This is a genomic window from Microcoleus sp. PH2017_05_CCC_O_A, assembly GCF_020738785.1.
Classification (GTDB): Bacteria; Cyanobacteriota; Cyanobacteriia; order Cyanobacteriales; family Microcoleaceae; genus Microcoleus.
In genome coordinates, this window is record NZ_JAEQCB010000050.1 from 43,830 (window position 1) to 66,773 (window position 22,944).

General features: G+C 45.9%; 15 protein-coding genes and 1 pseudogene. 5 read left to right on the plus strand and 11 right to left on the minus strand.

From position 1 onward, the window contains the following. Nucleotides 1-39 precede the first annotated feature (39 nt). Both JGK20_RS13410 and JGK20_RS13415 read right to left on the minus strand, forming a co-directional pair. Nucleotides 40-945, minus strand: a complete 906-nt coding sequence (locus tag JGK20_RS13410; RefSeq protein WP_293230768.1) for an Rpn family recombination-promoting nuclease/putative transposase — start codon at nucleotides 943-945, stop codon at nucleotides 40-42. 232 nt (nucleotides 946-1,177) lie between these two features. Beyond that, nucleotides 1,178-2,531 (minus strand): annotated as a pseudogene (locus JGK20_RS13415) (radical SAM protein). Between the two features lie 375 nt (nucleotides 2,532-2,906). Here JGK20_RS13415 and JGK20_RS13420 point away from each other — a divergent pair. Together JGK20_RS13420 and JGK20_RS13425 are read left to right on the plus strand one after the other, a co-directional pair. Next, on the plus strand, nucleotides 2,907-3,296 hold the full coding sequence (locus tag JGK20_RS13420; protein ID WP_293176394.1) for a DUF1830 domain-containing protein: 390 nt from the start codon (nucleotides 2,907-2,909) through the stop codon (nucleotides 3,294-3,296). 482 nt (nucleotides 3,297-3,778) lie between these two features. Then, nucleotides 3,779-4,363: a hypothetical protein gene (locus tag JGK20_RS13425; protein WP_293230794.1), complete on the plus strand. Its 585-nt coding sequence runs from the start codon at nucleotides 3,779-3,781 to the stop codon at nucleotides 4,361-4,363. Between the two features lie 180 nt (nucleotides 4,364-4,543). On the opposite strand, the gene JGK20_RS13430 is transcribed toward JGK20_RS13425, so the two are convergent. Then, on the minus strand, nucleotides 4,544-5,191 hold the full coding sequence (locus JGK20_RS13430) for a calcium-binding protein (protein WP_293230770.1): 648 nt from the start codon (nucleotides 5,189-5,191) through the stop codon (nucleotides 4,544-4,546). Between the two features lie 632 nt (nucleotides 5,192-5,823). On the opposite strand from JGK20_RS13430, the gene JGK20_RS13435 reads away from it, so the two are divergent. After that, complete coding sequence (locus tag JGK20_RS13435) at nucleotides 5,824-6,723, plus strand: BTAD domain-containing putative transcriptional regulator (protein WP_293230773.1); 900 nt, start codon at nucleotides 5,824-5,826, stop codon at nucleotides 6,721-6,723. A 5-nt stretch (nucleotides 6,724-6,728) separates the two neighbouring features. On the opposite strand, the gene JGK20_RS13440 is transcribed toward JGK20_RS13435, so the two are convergent. After that, the gene (locus JGK20_RS13440; RefSeq protein ID WP_293205870.1) at nucleotides 6,729-10,406 is read right to left on the minus strand and encodes an NB-ARC domain-containing protein; all 3,678 of its coding nucleotides are present in this window, start codon (nucleotides 10,404-10,406) and stop codon (nucleotides 6,729-6,731) included. 470 nt (nucleotides 10,407-10,876) lie between these two features. On the opposite strand from JGK20_RS13440, the gene JGK20_RS13445 reads away from it, so the two are divergent. Further along, nucleotides 10,877-12,241 carry a calcium-binding protein gene (locus JGK20_RS13445; RefSeq protein ID WP_293176402.1) on the plus strand — a complete coding sequence of 455 codons (1,365 nt, stop codon included), beginning with the start codon at nucleotides 10,877-10,879 and terminating at the stop codon, nucleotides 12,239-12,241. A gap of 139 nt (nucleotides 12,242-12,380) precedes the next feature. Here JGK20_RS13445 and JGK20_RS13450 read toward each other — a convergent pair whose 3' ends face one another. The 7 genes from JGK20_RS13450 to purL form a co-directional block, all read right to left on the minus strand. Continuing rightward, nucleotides 12,381-13,457 (minus strand): DUF3474 domain-containing protein, encoded by a 1,077-nt coding sequence (locus JGK20_RS13450; RefSeq protein ID WP_293176404.1) that lies wholly within the window; start codon nucleotides 13,455-13,457, stop codon nucleotides 12,381-12,383. A 1,064-nt stretch (nucleotides 13,458-14,521) separates the two neighbouring features. Continuing rightward, nucleotides 14,522-15,988: an amidophosphoribosyltransferase gene (gene purF / locus JGK20_RS13455; RefSeq protein ID WP_293176406.1), complete on the minus strand. Its 1,467-nt coding sequence runs from the start codon at nucleotides 15,986-15,988 to the stop codon at nucleotides 14,522-14,524. Between the two features lie 805 nt (nucleotides 15,989-16,793). Further along, entirely contained in the window at nucleotides 16,794-17,228 is a 435-nt protein-coding gene (locus JGK20_RS13460) for a hypothetical protein (protein WP_293210239.1), read from the minus strand. Nucleotides 17,229-17,260: 32 nt separating this feature from the next. Then, on the minus strand, nucleotides 17,261-17,665 hold the full coding sequence (locus JGK20_RS13465; protein ID WP_293176410.1) for a hypothetical protein: 405 nt from the start codon (nucleotides 17,663-17,665) through the stop codon (nucleotides 17,261-17,263). A gap of 5 nt (nucleotides 17,666-17,670) precedes the next feature. Then, nucleotides 17,671-17,886: a hypothetical protein gene (locus JGK20_RS13470; protein ID WP_293176412.1), complete on the minus strand. Its 216-nt coding sequence runs from the start codon at nucleotides 17,884-17,886 to the stop codon at nucleotides 17,671-17,673. A gap of 124 nt (nucleotides 17,887-18,010) precedes the next feature. After that, nucleotides 18,011-18,832 carry a formylglycine-generating enzyme family protein gene (locus JGK20_RS13475; protein WP_363319617.1) on the minus strand — a complete coding sequence of 274 codons (822 nt, stop codon included), beginning with the start codon at nucleotides 18,830-18,832 and terminating at the stop codon, nucleotides 18,011-18,013. A 119-nt stretch (nucleotides 18,833-18,951) separates the two neighbouring features. Beyond that, nucleotides 18,952-21,534 carry a phosphoribosylformylglycinamidine synthase subunit PurL gene (gene purL, locus JGK20_RS13480; protein WP_293190316.1) on the minus strand — a complete coding sequence of 861 codons (2,583 nt, stop codon included), beginning with the start codon at nucleotides 21,532-21,534 and terminating at the stop codon, nucleotides 18,952-18,954. A gap of 626 nt (nucleotides 21,535-22,160) precedes the next feature. Here purL and JGK20_RS13485 point away from each other — a divergent pair. Continuing rightward, nucleotides 22,161-22,760, plus strand: coding sequence for a pentapeptide repeat-containing protein (locus JGK20_RS13485; protein ID WP_293176417.1), 600 nt, complete (start codon nucleotides 22,161-22,163; stop codon nucleotides 22,758-22,760). The last annotated feature ends 184 nt before the right edge of the window (nucleotides 22,761-22,944 follow it).

The following is a 22,944-nucleotide window of genomic DNA, read 5'->3' on the forward strand; positions in this document are numbered from 1 at the left end:
GCTATAGACAAGATACGCAAGGCGCACTCTGACTTTTTACTATCGATCGCCCATTTCCTGCAACCAACTCACCAAATCTTCCGCGCTATTAAAATCAAGCACAGCTTCTGTCAAACTATCGATTCGATCGCTAGATAACTGTGCAATTCTAGATTTAATTGACTCATCCAACGTTCCCAGCTTTCGTTCCAGCAAACGAATCACAGTATTAATTTGACCCCGCTGAGCTCCGGTTTCTAAGGCTTCTTCTATAGACCTTTGCTGATCTTGGAGATAAAACACCTGTGATTCCAATTGATCTAATTCTTTGCGGCTGAGGTTCACGGTATTAGCAATACCAAAAGCTTGCTGAATCGGTGCAGTTGTTTCCAGCGATTCTGGAACCATTTCCAAATTTGGTGCTTCTCTGATAAAATAAATCCACTTGTCAGATAGAGATTCTAACTCATCAACAGACTTATTAAATTTTGGTAACTCCACAAAAATTAGCGTCATTGTCGGACAGATATAATCAAAATGTTCCTCTTCTTCTTTAAAAGAAAAACGCGAAATAATTTTATTGGTGTTTTCAAACAAAATAAAATCCGTAATTGTGATGGCAATTACTGGGTCTAAACTGAAGTAGCCCTTGCCCCGCGTGAGTTGATTTCCGTAAGCTTTCGCTGCATTGTAGGCAATCCGTTTTTCAAAGGCTTTAACATTCAAAACTTGCATTTCGATAATCACGATCGTCCCGTTATCTAGGGTTGCTTTGACATCTAAATACGAGTCTTTCAATCCCACAACTTCTCCGGCTTGATACGGATCGATCATTTGTAAATCTTGAATTGTGGGATTGCCTTGATAAATCAGACCGTTGAGAAAGCTAATCAGAATAGGTTTACTTTCTGCGGAAGCAAATATTCTTTTAAATGCAAAATCCGTTCTGGGGTCGATAAAAGTCATGATGTTTATCTCCTATTTATGATTCTGTTTTCCAAGTGTTGACAATGTGAAAAAAATTAGGTTCGTAGTAAGGACTTTAGTCCGGTTTGTTTTAATTTCGGAAGGACTGAAGTCCTCACTACGAACCTTCTTGAAGGACTAAAGTCCTCACTACGAACCTTTTTGTCGTAAAGACTTTAGTCCGGCTTATCTTAATTTGGAAGGACTGAAGTCCTCACTACAAACCAGGAAATCAACGAACAGCAGTTAACTGTTTGTCTTTGATTTCAACAGGTGCAGTCAAAGCTGCTTCCAAATCCGCACAGCCGAGTTTTTCCTCCAAAATCGCCATCACTTCGCGGCCGAAATCATTGGAATTTCGCTGCCAAGCTTCTAAACAAATTTGTCCGAAAAACGAGCCCAAAGGTTCGGGATTCCACAGCAGTTTGCGCGCTGTCCAAGGCATCAAACTCATCGGATCGTAACCGGGTTGCAGAATATCTTTTTTGAAGGCGTATTCTTCTAAAATTGTGTGCGGCTGCAACCCGATAAAGAAAATCGCTGGTTCTACTTTATCGACTCCGAAAATGGGAACCGCTGGTGATGCCGATTTCAAAGTAATTCATTCCCGTTTTTACCATCAAATCGCACAATTCGGGTGTGAGATTGTCCGCACGGATGTAAGCAGCCCAGTGGATGTCACTCATGCCGTCGGCGATGATTTTTTGCAATAATTCGATCGCATCATCGATGAATTTGCGCGCCGGGATAAATTGCGCGTCGGTAAACCAGAAATTGCGGATACCTCGATCGTACAATTGGCGCATCTCTGCCACCACCTCATCCGCCGGATTGATCCGCACTTGCTTGCCTTCAATCACCGTATAGATGCAGTAACAGCAATTGTGAGGACAGCCGCGCTTGGTTTGGACTCCGAGGTAGAAGTCCATATCCTGTAGATAATAGGAAAATTCTGGCCAAATGCTCTCGATGTAGTTATAGTTGCAAGCAGTTTTCTCGATGTTGGCTGGCTTTTCGTGAATTAGTCGATCGCGCGGTACAGTTTCTCCTACTACATAACACCTTTCCTGTGCCAAATCTTCGCCTTTAATCAACTTCTCCAGCAAAGCCTCGCCTTCGCCCACCGAAACCACAGTCCCGGCCGGCAAGCTGCGGCCCAACTGCTCGTAAAACACGCTCACAGCACCGCCACCGACGACTGCCAGTCCCAGATTGCGCCAGAGTTCGGTGTAGTAGGACGTGGCCAAACGCAATCCTCCGAGAGCTCCCCGGAACTTGGTTAGGGGATTTTTGGCGTAGTAAAACTCGAAGGCATTTTGCAGCGGATTTCCGCCTCTACCGCCCACGGGCGCGTAAATTTGAATGTCCCGCCAAGAGAAAACTAACAGCGTTGGCCTAAACTCATCTACGATCGCATCCAAACCTTTAGCGTAGTCGAGGGGCGGCACTGCGCCTAAGTCGAAAATCCGCTGTTGGACATCGGGAAACAGCTTGTGCACGTGATCCGAAAGGTACACAACTCCGATCGGGAAAATGGGATTGCAAGGGAGGCGAACGTACAAAACTCGGTTTTCTCGGCTTTCCATGATTGCCATATCCTAATGTGGAACTTTTTTAACTATGTTTATATTCTTTTAATATAACTTTACATTCAATCTAATTTTCGCAATTTAATATTAAATATTCTTAAATTTTGCTAAGAGGCTTAAGGGTGAGCTGGTGGGTGTCGATGGGCGATCGCAGCAGAAAAAAGTTAAATTTTAAGCAAATACAGCGTATATTGACCGAAAATCGCCGGAAAAAGTCAAAAATTTGGTATTTTTTTGGGTAAAGACAAGTATGAGGTGCGATCGGTCTCTCATCTGTTATTCAGTTGGTAGTCGGCTTTACAGTAGGCCGGGATCGCAAGATGTTAGCCTGAGAAGATAACTAAAACTTTTAGGCAAAGCCCCTCAGCATTTATGGCTCAAATTCTTGACCCAGTACCCTCAGACGCCGACAGCAAAATTCTCTGCTGCTACGTCAACGCCACCAGTCAAATTCAGATTGCTCGGATCTGCAACATTCCTAATTGGTATTTTGAACGAGTGGTGTTTCCCGGACAGCGTTTAGTCTTTGAAGCGATGCGGGCCGCAGCATTGGAAATTCACACCGGGATGATGGCCAGTGCAATTTTGTCGGATAAAATTCCTTGCGATCGCTTGCAGATTAACGAAGGCCCTTATTCAAGCGTCAATCCTAGCAGATCCCGAGGCAAAGCTCAGGGCGATCGCGCCATGATGGCCGGCCGCCCCAAATCCCGAGAAATCTCAGAACCTTTGACAGTACCCGCATTAACAGCCGTTGATTAATATAAGTTGTGAGTTTTGAGTTATAAATTGTCCGTTAATTGATAACTGGGCACTCAAGATTCCAACTCCTGCAAATCGGTAAAAACTCAACAGTTAAAAATCAAAGTTTCTGAATAGAATTTTAGCTCGAAAGTCAACAGTGCAAATATAGTCATGTTTTGCATATTTGCCTGAGTATTTGTAGGGTGCGGATCCATCAACAATCCCTCCCATTTAATCGACTTTTCGAGTGGCGACGCACCTTATACCATTTCTTTCAAGTATTGGTACATAATTATTGAGTTTGTTTGCTCGACTATTCAAAAGTATAGGTGCGTCGCTATTAGACGAGCGATTTTTATTTGGGGATTTTTAATGGCGACGCACCCTACGGCTCAAAACTTCATGAATATAGCCGATACCCGTGCTGCATCAATGATTTGATTCGGGTTCTGCAACTGTCAACTGTCAACTGTCCACTGTCCACTGCTATAATTTCAGCCATGTCAGCAGAACCGATCGCACTTTCGCCATCTTCCCCCCCAGTATTTGAGCCGGCAGTATTCCGGCTTTCTCCCCTGATTAGAATCACGCTGTTGAGTTTGTACTTCGCCCTGAGTATTCCGTTACCGTTTCTGTCGGAGGTAACGAAAGCACCCGTTCCGCCCGCTGCACTCTGGGTGGCAATTGCGATCGGCGCAGCGGGCCTTTACGGCGTGCTCAGCGAACGGGTAATCCTCACCGAGGAGGTGATTGAAGTTACCTATCCGAACTGGTTTCCGCGCGTGTTTCGCAGGGGTTGGGATCTTCCTTGGACTGAGGTGAAGGCTCTTAAACCTCGATCGACCGGTCAAGGAGGTTTAGTGTACTATTTTTTGAGTCATGCGGGTGAAGGTTATTTGTTGCCGATGCGGGTGGCTGGATTTGCTAAATTAGTGCGTTTGGTGCAAGCGAAAACGGGTATTGATACTAGAGATGTTCGCCCTTTGTCTCAACCTTGGATGTATCTTATTTTACTTTTATGTACGCTGTTGTTGCTGTTGGTGGATGCGTGGACGATCGCAACTGCTATTAGCCTAAAAAGTTAAGAAATTCAAGTAATAATTGGTAATCGGCAATTGGTAATCGGTCAATCCTGGACGCAACCATCAAAGAAATAGGGGCAACCACGAGTGGATTGCCTCTATAAAACGCTATATGTTGGTGTGTTATATGGCGTCATGCACCCTGCATGACTCGATTATGGATCCTTTATTTCGAGCAGATCCCTAAACGCTAAAGAACGAGGAATTAGGCACATTGATCGTGTCTTGAATAACAGCAATCCGGTTTCCGTTTAACAGAATCTCCGTGTCAAATGCGCTGCCCCCCAGTTGAAGGTCGCGATCCTTCCTTAGCGTGTACTGAGACAGACTGCCCTTAATCTGAATCTTGTCGCCCTCACCCGGTGCAAAACCTCGGATCAGCGCGAATTGGTTGGATGCAGTGTAGAAGGCAGTGGAGAAATTGCCAAGCACATAGGTATCTGCACCACCTCCACCTAAAAGATCGTCAACTTGAGCACCAGATTGATTGCCGAAGCCATTCAAGGTGTCATTGCCCAATCCCCCCGTGAGGAAATCTGAGCCCGCCTCACCATTCAAGACATCGTTGCCTTGGCCACCACTCAACTGATCGTTGCCAGTACCACCGAAAAGTACGTCATTGCCACCATTACCCTGGACGTTATCATTTCCGTTTCCAGCAAAGATTGTGTCGTTACCATCGCTAGGCAGGGCGGCACCACCGTTATCACCAAAGATGCGATCGTCTCCGTCAAGACCTTGAATGAAATCGTTTCCTCCAAGTCCCCTGATTGTATCAGCTTGTAAAGAGCCGATTAGATTGTTGTTGCCGCTGTTACCTATAATTTCCATGTTGGGTTTCCTGTTTGTTGTTAATCCAGTGATGTGTAGACCCTAACAAGGCATCGTCTACGCATCGTCCACAGCAGCGTGAATCGATCGTGAATTGGTAAAATTTTCTGGCTTTACTGTTTTGGCTACTATGGAAAAGCTCAGCAATTTCATAACCGTAATTTTTTTGCTGAGGAATGAGAATTAAATAACTTACAAGCTTTATTATTCTTGTGGGATGGGCGTCCCGCCCGTTCTTTATGGACGGGCGGGACGCCCATCCCACTTTCATTGTGTAAATTATTTAATTTGCGATCCTGAGTACCCCTGTGGGTACTTTCTCTGCTCCTGAATCAATACATACGACTTTTTATGACTTTTTATGGCTGGCATTGTCAGTGCATTGGTTTAACTTGGGTTTATCAGGTCAAACAAACCCGCTGATACTAATACTATTCCCTAAAACTCATGCAACAGTAAAAAGAGTAGGTTGATTGCCTGAAATCAAGCCAAGGATGCAGAGTGTAGCAAGAGTTTTTAGAATTGGTATCTCCAGCAAAGATAACTGACTCAAACGCACAATTTAAGTTCTGGGAATTGACCCAAATCACACACTATTCACTCAATTAAGTTTTTGTAAGAGGCACAATATTATGACTCGATTAGCGTTAGCATTGCTCGGACAAATGCAAGTAATGGTGAACGGGCAGCCAATCCTGAATTTCCCCTATGAGAAAGTGCGGGCGCTGTTTGCTTATTTAGCGATCGAATCAAGCTATCCCCATCACCGCGATTCTCTGGCTGCGCTGTTGTGGTCAGATCGGTGCGAGTCAAACGCTCGCAGCAATCTTCGCAAAGCCTTATGCACGCTCCGCCATCTGCTAGCAGATTCGACGGTTCACTCACCGCTATTTCTCACCACGCGCAATACGATTCAGTTTAATCCTGCGGGCGAGCATACGTCTGATGTCGCTATATTAACTCAATTGCTTGATGGTCACAGCGAACATTCCTATGCCGGTGGTGAACTCGATCCAGAATGCGTGTCTGATTTAGAACAAGCAGTTGCTTTGTATCGGGGAGCGTTTCTCGATCGCATTCAACTTCCAGATAGCGAAGCTTTTGAAGCATGGGTGATGCTGAATCGCCAACGATTCCACGAATTTGTGGTCAACGCCTGTATGGCACTTGTCACACACTACGAACACCAGCATAACTATCAAAAAGCACAACATTACGTTCAACGGCAGCTTCAACTAGAACCCTGGAATGAATCAGCCCATCAATGTTTGATACGGATTTTGGCACAGTGCGGGCGGCGCACGGCTGCTTTGAAGCAGTACGATCGCTGCTGTCAGATTCTAGAACAAGAATTAGCCACCGAACCAGAACCCGCAACGATCGCCTTATGGGAAGCGATTCGATCGGGCACATTTCCTGGCCGGGCGAGTGCAGAGTTCGATCGGGTGAATCTACTATCCATCTCTGCGGTTTCTCAGCACTCGGTTCGAGAATCCTTAGCGGTAGTGGGACAGTGCGGACGGCAGACATGATATAACTAATAACTATTCGCAATTTCCACTGCTCCGAGCGCCTTGAGTGTTGATTTTTGAGCATCGGTTATACCCGTGACACCTGCAATATTCATGCCTTCATAAATCCTGGGCGATCGCATATTTCCAACAGATTCTGCCGTCTCCATTTCCCACAGATTAATAGCTCCATCGGCGCTGCCGCTGGCTATGGTCTTACCATCGGGAGAAATTGCGATCGCCCAAACTTCAGATGTATAGTTCTGGATGGTTTTAACACATTCCCCGGAGCACACATTCCACAACTTAATTGTTTTATCGTGACTGCCGCTGACCAAAATTCGCCCATCTAAACTAAACCGCACGCACCAAACTAAAGCTGCGTGACCTTGCAAGGTTTTCAGACATTCTCCAGACTCAACATCCCACAGTTTTACCGTTTTGTCGTCACCGCTACTTGCTAGAATCTTTCCATCTGGGCTAAAAGCAACCGAAAACAGCAAACTGGTATGACCTGAAAGGGTTTTGAAACATTCCCCAGAACGCACATCCCACAATCTCACCAGTCTATCATCGCTGCCACTGGCTAAAATTGTGCCATCTGGACTGAAAGCAACTGACCAAGCACGACAATTATCTGACAGAATTTGGCAGCATTCACCAGTCTGAACGTTCCACAATCGGAGAGTATGAGCATTATCGCTACTTGCCAATGTGCGACCGTCTGGACTGAAGCTAATGGCAAACACGACATTCGGAATGCTTGTACTCCCCTGCATTACCCGCAGCAATTGACCTGTAGCGACATCCCACAAGCGGATAATGCCACGATTACTGCTGCTAGCAAGCATTTGACCATCTGGACTGAAGGCAACCCACCAAACCCAATTTGTATGTCCTTGCAGTGTTTTGCTGCACTCACCAGATTGGACATCCCATAATTTGAGTGTTGTGTCATCGCTACCGCTGGCTAATAACTGTCCATCTGGACTAAAAGCAAGCGATTTAATCCCAGCGCTGTAGCCGTGCAGCGTCCTGAATGATTCTCCTGTTTCCCGATTCCAGAGCGTGACGGTGCAATCTAAGCTACCACTTGCTAGAGTATGACCTTGCGGGTGAAATGCGATCGACCAGATCCAACCGCAGTGTTTCTGCATAATTTTGAAACACAGTCCAGTCGCAACATCCCAGAGTCGAACCGTGCAATCATAACTGGCACTAGCGATCGCGCAACCATCGGGACTAAACGCGACTCCTGCAACAGGATCGGTATGTCCCCGCAAAATCTTTAAACATTGTCCTGTAGAAATCTCCCACAAGCGAACAGTACCATCCCAACTGCCACTGACCAGAGTTTGATTATCTGGACTAAAAGCAATCGACCGAATGATGTGTGTATGCCCTTGCAATGTGTTAATAATTTCCCCTGTTTCAAGCAGCCACAATTTTATAGTTTTGTCGTAACTACAAGTCGCCAAAAGTTTACCTTCGGGACTAAAAATCACCGATGTTACAAAATTGGTATGTCCCTGAAGCGTCTTTAAACATTCACCCGTTGCCACATCCCACAACTTAATTGTGCAGTCCCAACTACCACTAGCTAAGGTTCGACCGTCTGGACTAAATACAACAGAATCCGCCCATCCGGTATGCTCTCTTAATGTTTGAATACACTCACCAGTAGCCAAATTCCATAACTTGACGGTATGGTCAAAAGAGGCACTTGCTAAAGTTTGATTGTTCGGACTGAAAGCAACACGAGCAATCCAACTGGTGTGTCCTTCACAGGTGAGAAAATCTCGATAATCTTGGGTGCGGCAGACTCGAATCTTACCATCCGCATTGCCGACTGCCAAAAAATTACCATCGGAGCTAAAGGCAACAGATACAGCCCCATTTGAATTGCTGGTAAAAACGGATTTAGATAGATCGGAATTGGCAAAGTTCACTCGATGCAAGTTGGTACCAATCAGATAAGCTTGCCAGATACTCAAGTACGAGAAATCATAGTCGCTTAAATTTATTTTTAATTGAAGTAACAGGTTAATCAAATTGCCACCCGCATATCCCACTGAGTTAGGAAATTGCGATCGCATCCGAAACAAAACCTGATTTAGTTGATATTCGACCTCTTTATTAGAGCGGTATTCGCCGATTAGTCGTTCGGCAAACGGTGCTAAAATTAAGCGAGTTTGGCTTTCTCTGACGTAATCTTTAGCCTCGGCTTTAATCAGGGCGTGGGTTATGAATAAATCTAGATTCTGCGACTGAATTTCCCGCTCGAACCGCTCGATCAACTGTTCGGTAACGTACTCCATCACCACAGGTTGCAAGGTGAATTGTCCGGCATTTTTTTCGATCAGCGATCGCCCTCTTAGCGACAACAAAGCATCCAGCAGTTTAGATTGTGAAGGGAGGGAAACAAAATCCGCCCGTAACTCGGCAAGCGTTATCCATTCTCGATCGATCGCCAGCCAATACACGATCTGCTTTTCCAAGTCTGACAAACGACGAAATTGCCCGTCGAGCAGAATATTGATATCTCCAAACGCGATCGCTCCATGCTCCAAAAAGTTGGTAATATTGCCATCAAATAAATCTCGCACGGTTGTGGAGACAATTTTGAGCGCTAGGGGATTTCCGCAATAATGTTGAGTTAAATTTACCCAATCTGTTTCTGTTGTGGAAAAACACCCATTGGCTTGTAAAATATTTTGCACTTCCTCGGAACTTAAGCCTATTAAGGGTAAGGTTCGCACAGGTGAGTTTTCGCCTTCCAACGGCATCAAAGTTGTGGGTTTTTCCCGACTTGTTAATAGCAGACAACTGGAATGCCCTTCGCTTCCCACTCGTGTCAGAAGTTCCCCATATCCCTCGTAACCTTCTCGATATTGTTCTACTATACCTGTGGGAAAACTCTGGTTTGGCAGGCATCCTGCCTGTCTTTGTGCTTCTGGGCTGGATAAATTTGCGGGGGACTTTGCGCCATCATTACTGCCGAGAATTGCCTCAAGGTTATCCAGGATTAAAAGACAGCGTGAGGCACGTAAATATCCCATTAATTGAGAAATTTGAGCCGACAGCGATGTCGGGAGTGCAGTTTCTTGCTGCCCAGAAAGGATTTGAATCAAATTTAACAATACATCTTCAATTGGTGGCGCGTTGCGTAAGGATTGCCAGATCAGGAAGTCAAAGTTATTTTGAAGTGCGATCGCGAGTTTTGCAGCCAGTGACGTTTTGCCAATTCCACCCATTCCAATCAAGGCAACCAAACGGCAGGAGTCGCTCACAATCCATTGTTGCAGTCGCGCTAATTCCTGATTTCGGCCGTAGAATGCGGAGACATCAACGATTTCTCCCCAGTGGCGGTGTGTAGAAAATTCTTGTTGTTGAATTTGCTGTTGCAGTGGCTGTATTTTTTGTATCTCTGTGCTGGATGATTCTACGGATACCTGACGCGCTCGCCGCCCTATTACTGCTTGAAGATTGCTTTTAGTAACCTTTTCTCCCAGTGCTTGACTGAGTAGTTGCCATAACTTGTAACCCACATCTTTTATATAACTAGCATCATAGCCAGCGCTACCAGCAATATCTAAATAAGATAGCCCTTCCCAAGATTGGCGAAATACGATCTCTTGGATGTTGCTCAGAGAAGTTGGCGCGATCGCACTATCTAAAATTTTCAGTGCTTCTTCCACAGTCATGGCTTTACAGCACTCCTAAATTAGTCTTCTGATATCTTGCTTTTCTTATTTTACGTGAGATAAGTTTTCCAGCCCATCTCACAAGAAAAATTAACCTCTTGCAGGTAAGTATCTCGCCTGCCTAGTCTGTGGATGCAAAATCTGAGTCCTCTTACTTTAACAAGATTTTTCTATGTTTTTACAAAAATAGCGATCTCAACATTTATCGCCCGCCAGCGGACGAACAATGGTCATCGAACTTGCCAATCTTAATCGTACTGACTTTTTCAGACTATTTATTCCTGACTTTTTACGGCCTTTTCTTGTCGTCATATCAAAGCTGATTGCTTAACTTGGGTCTAGAGCGAAACAAAACTTGCATTGTACGCAGCAAGAGTCGCTCAATTGTCAATCATTCATTTGGATGATTTTCTTGAGTTTGTAACAAAAGAGAAACATTCAAACCTAAACAAATAAGGAGAAACAAAATCATGGCGATTATCGGAAACCCAACCCCTGGTAACGACTTAATTCTTGGTGATGCAGCGAATAACTTCATCGATGCCCTCGCAGGCGATGATACTGTCAATGGTAACGGTGGCGATGATTCCCTCCTCGGTGGATTGGGCAATGACCAACTTCTGGGTGCAGTTGGCAATGACACCCTGATCGGTGGAGGAGGCAATGACGTTCTCGTTGGGGATATTTTTGGAGGCACGGGCAATGACAGCCTCAATGGTGGTGCGGGCGACGATGTACTTAACGGAGGCTTAGGTGCAGATACTATCGCTGGCGGCCCCGGAAACGATACCTACAGTGTCGGCTCACTTAATGCCACCTTTATCGAGCAGGCTAATGAAGGCAATGACATCGTTAATTCTCCTATCAGCTTCACTCTACCAAACAACATCGAAAGATTGACTTTGGTGGGAACTGCTAACATCAACGGCACTGGCAATGCCCTTGGGAATAGCATTCTCGGTAATGCCGCTAATAACAGTTTGAGTGGCTTAGCAGGGGATGATACAATTAACGGTCTTGATGGCAATGATACTCTCAATGGTGGTGATGGCATTGACATTCTCAATGGTAACAATGGCGATGACATCCTCAACGGTGGTGCTGGTAATGATGTCATCAATGGTGGTGCTGGAATCGATCGAGTCAAGGTGAATGCTGTTGGAAGTAACATCGTGCTGACTAACACCAGCGTGACGGGTGAGGGGGTTGATAGCCTGAATGGAATTGAGAATGCTGAACTGTTTGTCTTCCAAAGTAACAATATTCCCGGCAACATTGATGCTTCAGCTTTTACCTTAGGATCTGTTACCCTCGATGGTGGAATTGGCAGTAACGTCCTCATTGGTGGCAGTGGCAATGACTTTTTGGATGGAGAAGGTGCCAATGACACTCTCACCGGTGGCAGCGGCGATGACACTCTCAATGGTGGATCTGGTAACGATTTGCTCACTGGCGGTGCTGGTGCCGATCGATTCCTTTACGAAACTGGTCGAGCATTTATTGCTTCCGATGTTGGCCTTGATACTGTCACTTCTTTCAGCGTTAGTTCCGACAAATTCGTTCTATCCAAAAAGACTTTCGATACTCTTATCACTGCTGCTGGTGGAACGTTACTCAGTTCGGAATTTGAAGTTGTAGATAGTTTCATCGAACAGTTTTCAAGCAATGCCAAAATTACTTACAATCGTGTAAGTGGCGATTTGTCTTTTAACCGCAACGGTTCTATCCTAGTTGGCGGAGATGCAGAGGGCGGTTTTATTGCGGATCTCAATCCTGGAAACGTAGCGGGTGGTGCTCCTCTGCTGAGTGCTTCAAATATTCGGATTGTGGCGTAGGGAAGTTGTATGGGATTGGAAAAAATGTAAATAAAAGAAACCCGGTTTTATTGCAAAACCGGGTTTTTGAGTCGGAAGAGTTTTAAACAGTGGACAATTGTCAATAGTCAATTGTCCACTATTAAATTAACCTGCTAACTCAATTCGATTTCCGACTGTTAGGCGATTCGTAGTAAACTCCAGAACCTGTATCGGAAACAAAGTGACAATCCCAGTAAGAGCGAATAAAGCTCTTCCAAATGGGATCGGTTGATTTGCGATAATAATCGCCCAACAGTGGCTTGATGGCTTCTGTGGCTTCCTTCAAGTGATAGTGCGGCATTGTCGAGAAGATGTGGTGGGCGACGTGGGTGCCGATGTCGTGATGGATGGAATTGATGATTCCGTAATCGCGATCGATCGTAGATAGCGCACCTTTGAGGAAATACCAGTCATCTCCGCGATACCAGGGAATATCGGCTTCTGTGTGGTGCAGGAATGTTACCAAATCCAGCCACATTACGAAGATTACGTAGGGAACTAGGTAGAACTTCAGTAAAAACAGCCAACCAAATTGATAGGTTAACGCACCCAAAAAGGCTACCATCAATACCAATGATGCGGAACTCGTCAATACGTCCGCTTTTTCGGATGGACGGAAAATCGGGCTACCGGGCATGAAGTGAGAACCTACCCGATCGGGCGATCGCCGAAACAGATAAATTGGATAAGCAAATAACATCAAATAAAAGCGTCCCAGCTTCTCGTACCAGGGCATTTGATTGTATTTGCTCTCCGACACTGGATACCAGCTTTCATCGTTGTCCAAGCTGCCTGTATTCGCGTGGTGGGTTCTGTGGCTGATCCGCCAACCGTGGAATGGTACGAGAATGGGTGCGTGGGAAAGGTGTCCGATCAGGTTGTTGAGCCATTTGCTCTTAGAAAATGAACCGTGCCCGCAGTCGTGGCCGACTACAAACAATGCCCAAAACATGGTTCCCTGCATGAACCAGAAGATTGGATAAAATAACCAGGAATCTAGGCTGTAGGCGATCGCGTATAAACCTGCGATAATTCCAAGATCCAAAAAGAAATAAGCTAGAGATCTCCAAGCCGAGGGTTCAAAACAATGGGCTGGAATGGCTGCTTTGACATCACCAAGAGTAAAAGGTAACTCTTTTGTACGAGAGGATGAGCTGGTATTGCTCGGCTGATTGAGAACAGTATCTAATTGCACGAAGTTTCCGATTTAAGCTGACTTGAGAAACCGCATTCCGCCTTTTAACTTTCACTTTCAGCCCGCAAGGAGCCATATTTTTTACTCTGCAAGGGTTTCTAAAGTTCTTTAGTTCCGCATGAATCGCCCGCCCGCGATTCTCAAGCAAGTTGGCTTGTAGAATATTTGTGTGGGGAGATTTAGCGCGATCGACCCTGTTATCTGAAAAAATCCTATGTGTCCGTTGTTGGTACGAAATGCGACTTCAATTTGAGATCGCACTTTCTGGAGAAACTATCTCCAGTTCGCAGGTAGCATACAACATTTCCAGCAGGTATTGTCAACGAGAGTGTAGGTTGAGCCGATCGATTTTAGATTGGCGATTTTAGATTCAAGGACAAATCTCAAATCCGAAATCTCAAATCGGAGTCTTGGGTTTCACATCAAGCTCTACCTCAATACGCTTGGGCTAACACTGTTTATTGCCCGGAGATCCCCCTCGCATCCCCCTTAAGAAGGGGGACTTTGAGAAGATTCTTGTCCCCCCTTTTTAACGGGGGTTAGGGGGGATCTGTCTTAAACCAAGCCTATTGAGTTCTACCCAACTGATCGCTCCCTACAGTTCACAAATTCTGCCAGAGTTGCTAGAGCTAAGTTAATTTAACATTTCTACACACACTCTGGCAATGACTTACCAGAAAATTTTTTTCAATCGACAAATCGCGGAAAGCGAGCTAAGTAGATGAGTATGAAAATACACAAGTATGTCCGAAGAGAGCGAAACGAAGTGAAGCGAAGCATAAGCCCTAGCCCTTTCAGGGCGGCTTCGCCAACGGGCAGGCACGCGGCTACGCAGGGGTTACGGTTGCTTTACGTTCTGTTACATGAACCGATTTATTTACACCCACCTACTTACCCAAAAACGGATAGAAGCGCTAAACAATCGTCGCGAATACAGCAGAGTTTTAGACTAAAGTTTTAGATATCAGATTCACTGTGCGAGCCGTGTGAATCTAAAATCTAAAATCTAAAATCTAAAATCTAAAATCTACTGACTGGCGATCGCTTTCTCGCTGTTTGGTTTTCTAGGTTGCAGCCTTTTCTAATAAGAGCTTCGCCCGTTTGACCATTTCCGGAATCTCGATCGGATAATCGCCGGTGAAACACGCCGAACAAAAACTTTTCGTGTCTTCGTTAGTCGCACTCAGCATTCCTTCCCGGCTCAAGAAAGCCAAGGAATCCACCCCAATTTGAACGCCAATTTCGGCGACGGACTTGGTAGCAGCAATCAACTGATCTTGATTGTCGGTGTCGATGCCGTAAAAACAAGGATGAGTCACTGGGGGCGAAGAAATTCTCATGTGAACTTCGGTGGCGCCCGCATCCCGCAAGGCTTTGACAATTTTGCGGCTGGTAGTGCCGCGGACGATAGAATCGTCGATAATAATGACCCGCTTTCCTTCCAACACATCTTTGAGAGGGTTGAGTTTCATGCGGATTCCTGACTCGCGCATTGTCTGAGTCGGTTGAATAAAAGTGCGTCCGACGTAGCGATTTTTAATCAATCCTTCGGCGTAAGGAATGCCGGAAGCTTGAGAAAAGCCGATCGCCGCTGGGATTCCAGAATCGGGAACACCGATGACTATATCAGCATCAATCGGAGATTCGACTGCCAACCTCCGCCCGATCCGCAGTCGGTAGGTATATAAATTTTCACCTTCCATAATGCTGTCTGGTCGAGCAAAATAGATCATTTCAAAGACGCAAAGTTTGCGTTTTTGCTGCTGACTCCAGTGGAAAGAAGCCATACCTTCCTCTGTAATCCAAACTAATTCTCCCGGTTCTACGTCCCGCAAAAATTCAGCACCGATAATATCTAATCCGCAGGTTTCCGATGCTAAAACGTACCGTTGCGGAGTTGTGGGGAGGGTGCCAATTACCAGCGGGCGGACGCCGTGGGGGTCGCGGACTCCCATGACGCCTTGGGGGGTGGCGATCGTCAAACTAAAGGCTCCTTGGCACATAGCAAAGGCACTGATCGCAGCTTCCAGCCAGTCTTTGCCCTGGTCTACCTCCCAACCGATCGCCACTGCGATCGCCTCTGAATCCGTCGTGCTGACAAACTCGCACTTCCGAGACAGCAATTCTTCCCGCAATTCTTTAGTATTGACAAGATTCCCGTTATGTGCTAGAGCCAGACTTCCCAAGCGAGTTTCGACAACCACAGGCTGAGCGTTGACCACGCGGGACGAGCCGGTAGTAGAGTAGCGAGTGTGCCCTACGGCTAAGTTACCGGGCAAATGACCTAAATTCGATTCGTTGAAGACTTGGGAAACCAGTCCCATCTCCTTGTGCAGGTGGACTGTTTCACCATCAAAAGTAGCAATTCCGGCGGATTCCTGACCTCGGTGCTGCAAAGCATACAAGCCGAAGTAGGTCAACTTGGCGACATCTTCACCCGGTGCGTAGATACCGAAAACGCCGCAAGCTTCCTCGGGCTTGTCTGGTTTGCTAGAATGCTCGTCAGCCTCGAAGGAATGGTTGGGAATCATAGATGGGTGGGCTCCTAATGGGAACGGTGGGTTAGCGGGAAAGTTTCAGCGGGAAGTTTTGTTTGCGATCGCGTCGCATAACTTAATAATTCCTTAATATTGCCACGGATCGAACATTAATTTCAAGTTGTTTGGCATTCTGGCTGGGGATGTGGGGCGTTTAAGGGGATTGTAATATCGATCGCCCATATCTCTGATAGTAGCGTTTATTCACGGGGGGCGATCCTCTTCGAGGGCTTCGCTAACGGGGGGAAAACCCGCATAAGTAATTCGGGATTCGCAAATCGATAGATTTTGTAGGGCAAATAGGTCTTTTTCAAAGATTAAGATATCGAGGGCGATTTCCTACGGGATAGCTACGCTTCACGGGCTGTTTGAAATATTAGCATTTAATGGCGATCGCTCTTGACTTTTGTGTGAGATTGACATACTATATCATCATGGGAATCTGTGCGGCCATATAAATCATTTTTGACACGACAAGTTATGTCAATAGCACAGAGCAGATAAATTTTTCAGTCTAATTGGTAGGGTGCGTCGCTGCGAGATTCTTGATGAAACTTGCAGATTGTAGATGGCGATGCACCTTACTATTGTGTGGTGCGTCGCTGCGAGATTGTCGATCGAAATTGCAGATTTTCGATGCGACGCACCCTACGGATTAAGTCCATGCACTTGCTATTATAGCGGTTCTCAGAAAGATGAGGTACGTTGTTGGGCTTCAGCCCTCTTGGTTTCAGTGGTTATATAACCTGTCAGTCATACCTCACCTTTTTGAGAAACCCGCACATCCTCCGGGTTTTGTTTATCTAGACGCGGTTTCAACCGCCGCTTCCAATTCTTGAAAAATTTTGTAACTACCGCAAACTACTTCGATACAAATATCTCCTTCCAGCCGAAAGTAGAAAAGAGTTGAAGAACCTGTCTCAACCAAACCCTCTTGATTTTGAAAAGGATAGGACAAAGCAGATAAAATTTGACTCTTATCTTCTGTCAGTTGTCTTAATTCTGCGTTACCTACCCAGAAGCAAGAGTCTTCTGAGTCGGAGTTGACAGGTTGAGAGATTACCTGATGCACGAGTTGATAGAATTCGATCGCAGTATCGTAGATCCCGGTTCCGAAAGTAAAGTCCAAACGCAAGGTTAAAGGTTGAGGGATGAGAGAAATACCTGTGAGGTCGGCACTTTTCAGGTCTTCTATGCAAAAATGTTTTAAAGGGCGATCGGTTGTAGCAGTCATAGAATTACCGTGCCAATAAATTATGGTGGAAATTAACGCTTCAGCTCAATATCAAACTCAAGCCGAGAACGATAAAAGTGAACGTCAAATTCTAAGAAAAAATTTGTCTGTCCCAGAATCAATGATACGCTATCACTTTTTGCCCAAGCAAATACTAATCTTACCGGAGCAAACTCCCCTATTTCAGCCATGAAAAATACTGGCATCGCTGGTTGATTACCAACGTTACCAGCCAGTCGAATAATGGCTTTGCTGTCATCCCACACTAAGCCAAGCTGAATTCCTATTTTGTAAGGCAATACACTCACTGTTGCACCGCTGTCTACTAACCCAACAACTTCGACTCTCTGGTTATTGTGGTGCAGAATCAAGGGAATGCGCGGTAAGCTGTCAAACTCATCTTGAGAGGGGTGATTGGTAGAGTATTGAAATCGCATAATACTCACTTTTCGTTGCTGTTAGCCAGATTCATTGCCTGCATCAAAGCTGTACCAGCACCAAAAGTATTGTAGGGAGTTGGCAAGTAGTAAGTCTTGTAAGGTTCCAAAGGAAAAATATTCTGACTGATATCTTCTTCCGCCATAAGAATACGGATTAACTCTCGTTTATCGATCGCAGACAGTTTTTTAATGGTAGGGAGTAATTCTGTTAGTGTCATCGGTTGTTTTCCTACGATGCGTCTATCTTGATGATAGCAGGTGAACAGTGTTTGTAGGGTGCGTCGCTGTGAGATTGTCAATTTGATTTGTAGATTGTTGATAGCGACGCACCTACAAGTGAGACTACCCAGAAACAAGAGCAACGCGAAAACCTCTGTCGTCGTCGCCTGCCCTATTCCCGGAGCGATAGGCACTGCGACAATTCACCGCATGACATTTCCAGGAACCGCCACGAAGAACTCTCAAGTCAGAGTGAGTTTCCCAAGAACTTCCATCATTTGGTGCGCCATTGTAGTTAAAATTCACGCTATCGCTGCACCATTCGTTAACATTCCCGTGCATATCGTAAAGTCCAAAAGCATTCGGAGGAAAACTCCCGACATCCGTTGTTTCTTTGCGGGAAGGTTCCCATTGTGCAGAACCATAGGGATAGCCACTATAATTGACTAAATCCGCGGTAATTGTTTCGCCAAAGTGAAAAGGTGTTTTAGTTCTCGCGCGACAAGCATATTCCCACTCGGCTTCCGAAGGTAAGCGATAAGTCTTGCCTGTTTTTTGGGAAAGTTTCTCGCAGAATTCCACAGCATCATTCCAACTTACTTTTTCTACAGGACGTTTCGCGCCTTTGAATTTAGATGGATTATTTTCCATCACTGCTTGCCACTGCTCTTGAGTGACTTCATACTTGCCCATAAAAAAAAGGAGAGATGTTAACTTTGTGTTGATGTTAACTTTGTGTTGCGGATTTTCCATATTTTCTTTCCCTACTTCCTCAGTGGGGGAGCCCATCAGGAAACTGCCTCCAGGGATTGCTATCATTTCTAAGCTTGCACCGCCACCTAAATCTTCGCTAATAAATTGTGCTTGATTGTCTTTACGGTTAGTTATATTACCCTGGACATCAACTGTCACTGTTTCAAAATCAAACGTTTGTAAATTTCTCATAATTGTGGGTTTTAAAGAAGAAAAGATATTGTAGAAATTTAACCCGCGCAGGCGGGTTTTGTCAGTGTAGCGGTGGTTGAAACCAGGCACTTTCAACCACCGCTACTTATCGCTCGCCATCAAACAGATCCAATTCGACGCTCGATCGCATTATAGAACCGATCGCCCATATCACCCATCCCGACCTCAATCAACCCCAAATTATCCGCACTCAACACCCGCAAAGGCGAGTCAGCACCCCCAACTACACCGATTTTCTGCCACATTTTAGCCAAATGTTCTTGCAAGTAAGCTTCCCAAACTCCTTGATTTTCCGGCGCGATGGAAACAATAATGCAGTTGCCCATTTCACCAAACAAAACTTCATCCCAACGGCTAACATTTGCCGAATTCAAGCCCAGATGGATTTCCGCACCCAGTTTACCAGAGATGCAGGATTCCGCCAGGGCGATCGCAATTCCACCTTCCGCAGCATCGTGGGCCGAACATACCCAACCGCTGCGAATACCGTCGCGACAAACTGATTGCACTTTCCTTTCCAATTCAAAATTAATCCTTGGCGGTTTCCCCGCTACAATCCCGTGAACTGCCGCTAAATATTCCGAACCTCCGAGAGTAGCAAAAGCCGATTTCTTCGGAGTTTCAGTTTTCAATTCAGAATTAGCAGATTGAAAAAAGGTCAGTTCATCCTGACTATTTGCTCCAATTCCCAACACATAAATTAAATCGCCCTTCTTTTGCCAACCTTGACCGCAAATCTTCGTCAAATCTGGAATCAATCCCACCATTCCGATTACCGGAGTTGGATAAATCGGTTGAGGATTGCCATCAGAATCAACCGTTTCATTGTACAGAGAAACATTACCCCCAGTCACAGGTGTTTTCAACTCGCGACAAGCATCAGCAATCCCGCGACAAGCCGATGCTAACTGCCAATATCCTACAGGTTTTTCGGGACTGCCAAAATTGAGATTGTCCGTAACTGCAATAGGTTCAGCACCGACACAACTTAAGTTTCTCGCTGCTTCCGCTACGACGGCTTTTGCACCTTCATAAGGGTCGAGATAAACATAGCGAGAATTGCAATCAACCGTCGCCGCAACTCCGGGAATAACCCCCCCTGGCGAGGGCGGGCACGGGGGCACCGCCCCTACAAGGGGGGGAGAAAATTCGGCAGTTTCTCTTCCTTGTGCTTTCTTAAATAAGGGAATAGCTTCTGCTTCCTCTTGTAGCGTCGCCTTAGTAAGGGCGGGTTCTTCCTCTTGTAGCCCCCCCTTAGCAAGGGGGGGTTGGGGGGGTTCTTTTTGACATGGTTCCAGAGGCCGCAATCTGACCACAGCAGCATCAGCGCCTCCCGGCAAAACAACAGTATTATTTTGCACCTGATGGTCGTATTGGCGATAAACCCAGCGTTTAGAAGCGATGGTGGGAGTATCTAAAAGAGTCAGCAAAATCTGATTCCAAGTTTGGAAATCACCTTGAACTTCGATACCGGCTGCGGTGCATTCCGGCAACTTGTCCGCCGTCCATTCCCATGCTTTTCTAGCATATTCTGGCGCTTCCGTTAACAATTCGCGGTGATAAATTGGCGTATTATCTGCCAAAGCAGTCGCGGTAATTTCAGCAGCGATTTCGCCTTTAAACAGAATTCGGACGATCGGCTCTGCGATGACTGTCCCCGCGACTACGGCGTGCAATCCCCAGCGATGAAAAATATCAATTAATTCCTGTTCCCGTCCTTTCTGTGCGACAAACAACATCCGTTCTTGCGATTCCGAAAGCAGGTATTCGTAGGGAACCATACCGCTTTCTCGAACCGGAACTTTATCTAAATCAAATTCAATTCCGACACCACCTTTGGCTGCCATTTCCGATGTCGAACAGGTGATTCCTGCCGCGCCCATATCTTGGGCGGCGACGACAGCACCAGTTTTGAATGCTGCCAAACAAGCTTCAATTAAGGATTTTTCGAGAAACGGATCTCCTACTTGGACTGCTGGGCGGTCATCCATTGATTTGTCGGTCAATTCTGCACTAGCAAAACTTGCGCCTCCCATGCCATCTCTGCCAGTAGTTGAACCCACATAAAGCACAGGATTTCCGATTCCCGATGCGCCAGATTTAACAATTTCTTGAGTTTCCATTAAACCCAAAGCCATGACATTAACTAGCGGGTTTTCAGAATAAGCAGCATCGAAATAAACTTCGCCGCCAACCGTGGGTACGCCGATGCAGTTTCCGTAGTGACTGATTCCCGATACAACACCTTTGAACAATCTCTGAGTTTTGCTATCATCTAAATTGCCGAAACGTAGAGAATTCAAAAGTGCGATCGGGCGAGCACCCATTGTAAAGATATCGCGGAGAATCCCACCGACGCCAGTTGCAGCACCTTGGAAAGGTTCCACTGCTGACGGGTGGTTGTGGGATTCAATTTTGAAAGCAAGTTGCAAGCCATCTCCCAAGTCTACGACGCCGGCATTTTCTCCTGGGCCGACGAGAATGCGATCGCCCTCTGTGGGAAACTGTTTTAATAGCGGCCGCGAATTTTTGTAGCAGCAGTGTTCGCTCCACATCACGCCGAACATTCCCAATTCAGCCTTATTGGGATGGCGGCCGAGACGCTGAACGATTTCTTCATATTCTTCGGGTTTGAGTCTTTCAGCGGCAATTTGTTCGGGGGAAAATGGGAGGTTTGGCATAATAATTGCGATGTTTTGTAGATTTTACATCCCGACTTGGGATTTTGTCGATCGGGATTTAGGTATCAAGACCAAAGAAACCGGGTTTTTTATTTAATCTGAGGGTTGGAAGGAAATCTTTGGGTGCATCTGGTTTTTGAGGAGGGCGAAGCATGACCGCATATAAATTATTAGTTATAATCCCATATTGACTGCGGTCATGCTTCGCCCCTACAAACATATTTGTCTTGCGCCAGATGCACCCAAATCTTTTCGGTAAAAAACCCGGTTTCTGACCACTCGTCCATCCAGGACTGTTAATGCTAATTTCTAGGATGACAGAGTTTGTGGATAACAGCATTCAGATTTTAATTTCTAGCATGAATTGAAGGGGCTGCATTGTTGTCAACTTAATCTCAAAGATCGTAGCAGTTTTTGGCGGCTCCGATGAATTCCTAGGACGCGATCGATCGTACAGGGAAACTGAGAAGTTACCAAATATCGGATAATAATTGACATATATCTTATTTTCTGCTAAAGAAGTCGCACCCGACAGTTAAGATATTCTTAATTCCTCAAACCCTCTTCCTTCTTCCCTCTTCCCTCTTCCTTCTTCCTTCTTCCTTCTTCCTTCTTCCCTCTTCCTTATGACTCAAAATCTCAATTTTGCCAACCAAAACTTGCGGAACCGTTCATTTAAAGGGCTGGACTTATCAGGGGCGAACTTCAGCGGTTGCGACATTCGAGGCTGCAATTTCACCGGGGCGATTTTGAGAGGGGCAAATTTTCAGGGCGTCAGAACCGGACAAAGCCGCCGCCGAGTAAAAAAATTGATTGCTAGGGCTGGGGTGACAGCGGTGATAGTGACGGCTGCTGGGGCTTTGATTGGACTGATTGGCGGGGTGGATGCGGGGGCTGTGGCTGTGGCTGGGACTGCTGCGACGGCGATTGCTGCGACTCGGGGCGAGGCGGGAATTGTGGCGGGGGCTGTAGCTGGGGCTGCTGCTGCGATCGGCGCTAACGGTATTGTGACATTTTTGGGCGGGGATACTCTGAGGGGAATTGGTTTATTTTTGGTTTCTGGGGTTATTTTGGGGTTATGTGCGATCGGCTTTTTTATCGCGGTTGAAGAAATCGAAAAATTGTCAGTAACGTCGTTTAGAAAAGCTGATTTAACTGGCGCTATATTCGATCCGGGGGCGGTTCTCGATGCTGATTTTTCCGATGCGCGAGGCTTGCCGTGGTAAGCTGCACAATTGAATGAATTATTTTTGCTTGTTAGGGCGATCGTACTAGCTTTAAGATTTTAAAGTTTTGTGACAGTTCTAAGTTTTGGACAATTATTGAGGTAGGAGCGTAGGTAAAGGCGATCGACCCATCAAAGCATTGTCATCAGACAAATAGGTACGTAGTTGCGCTTCAGCGCTCTTT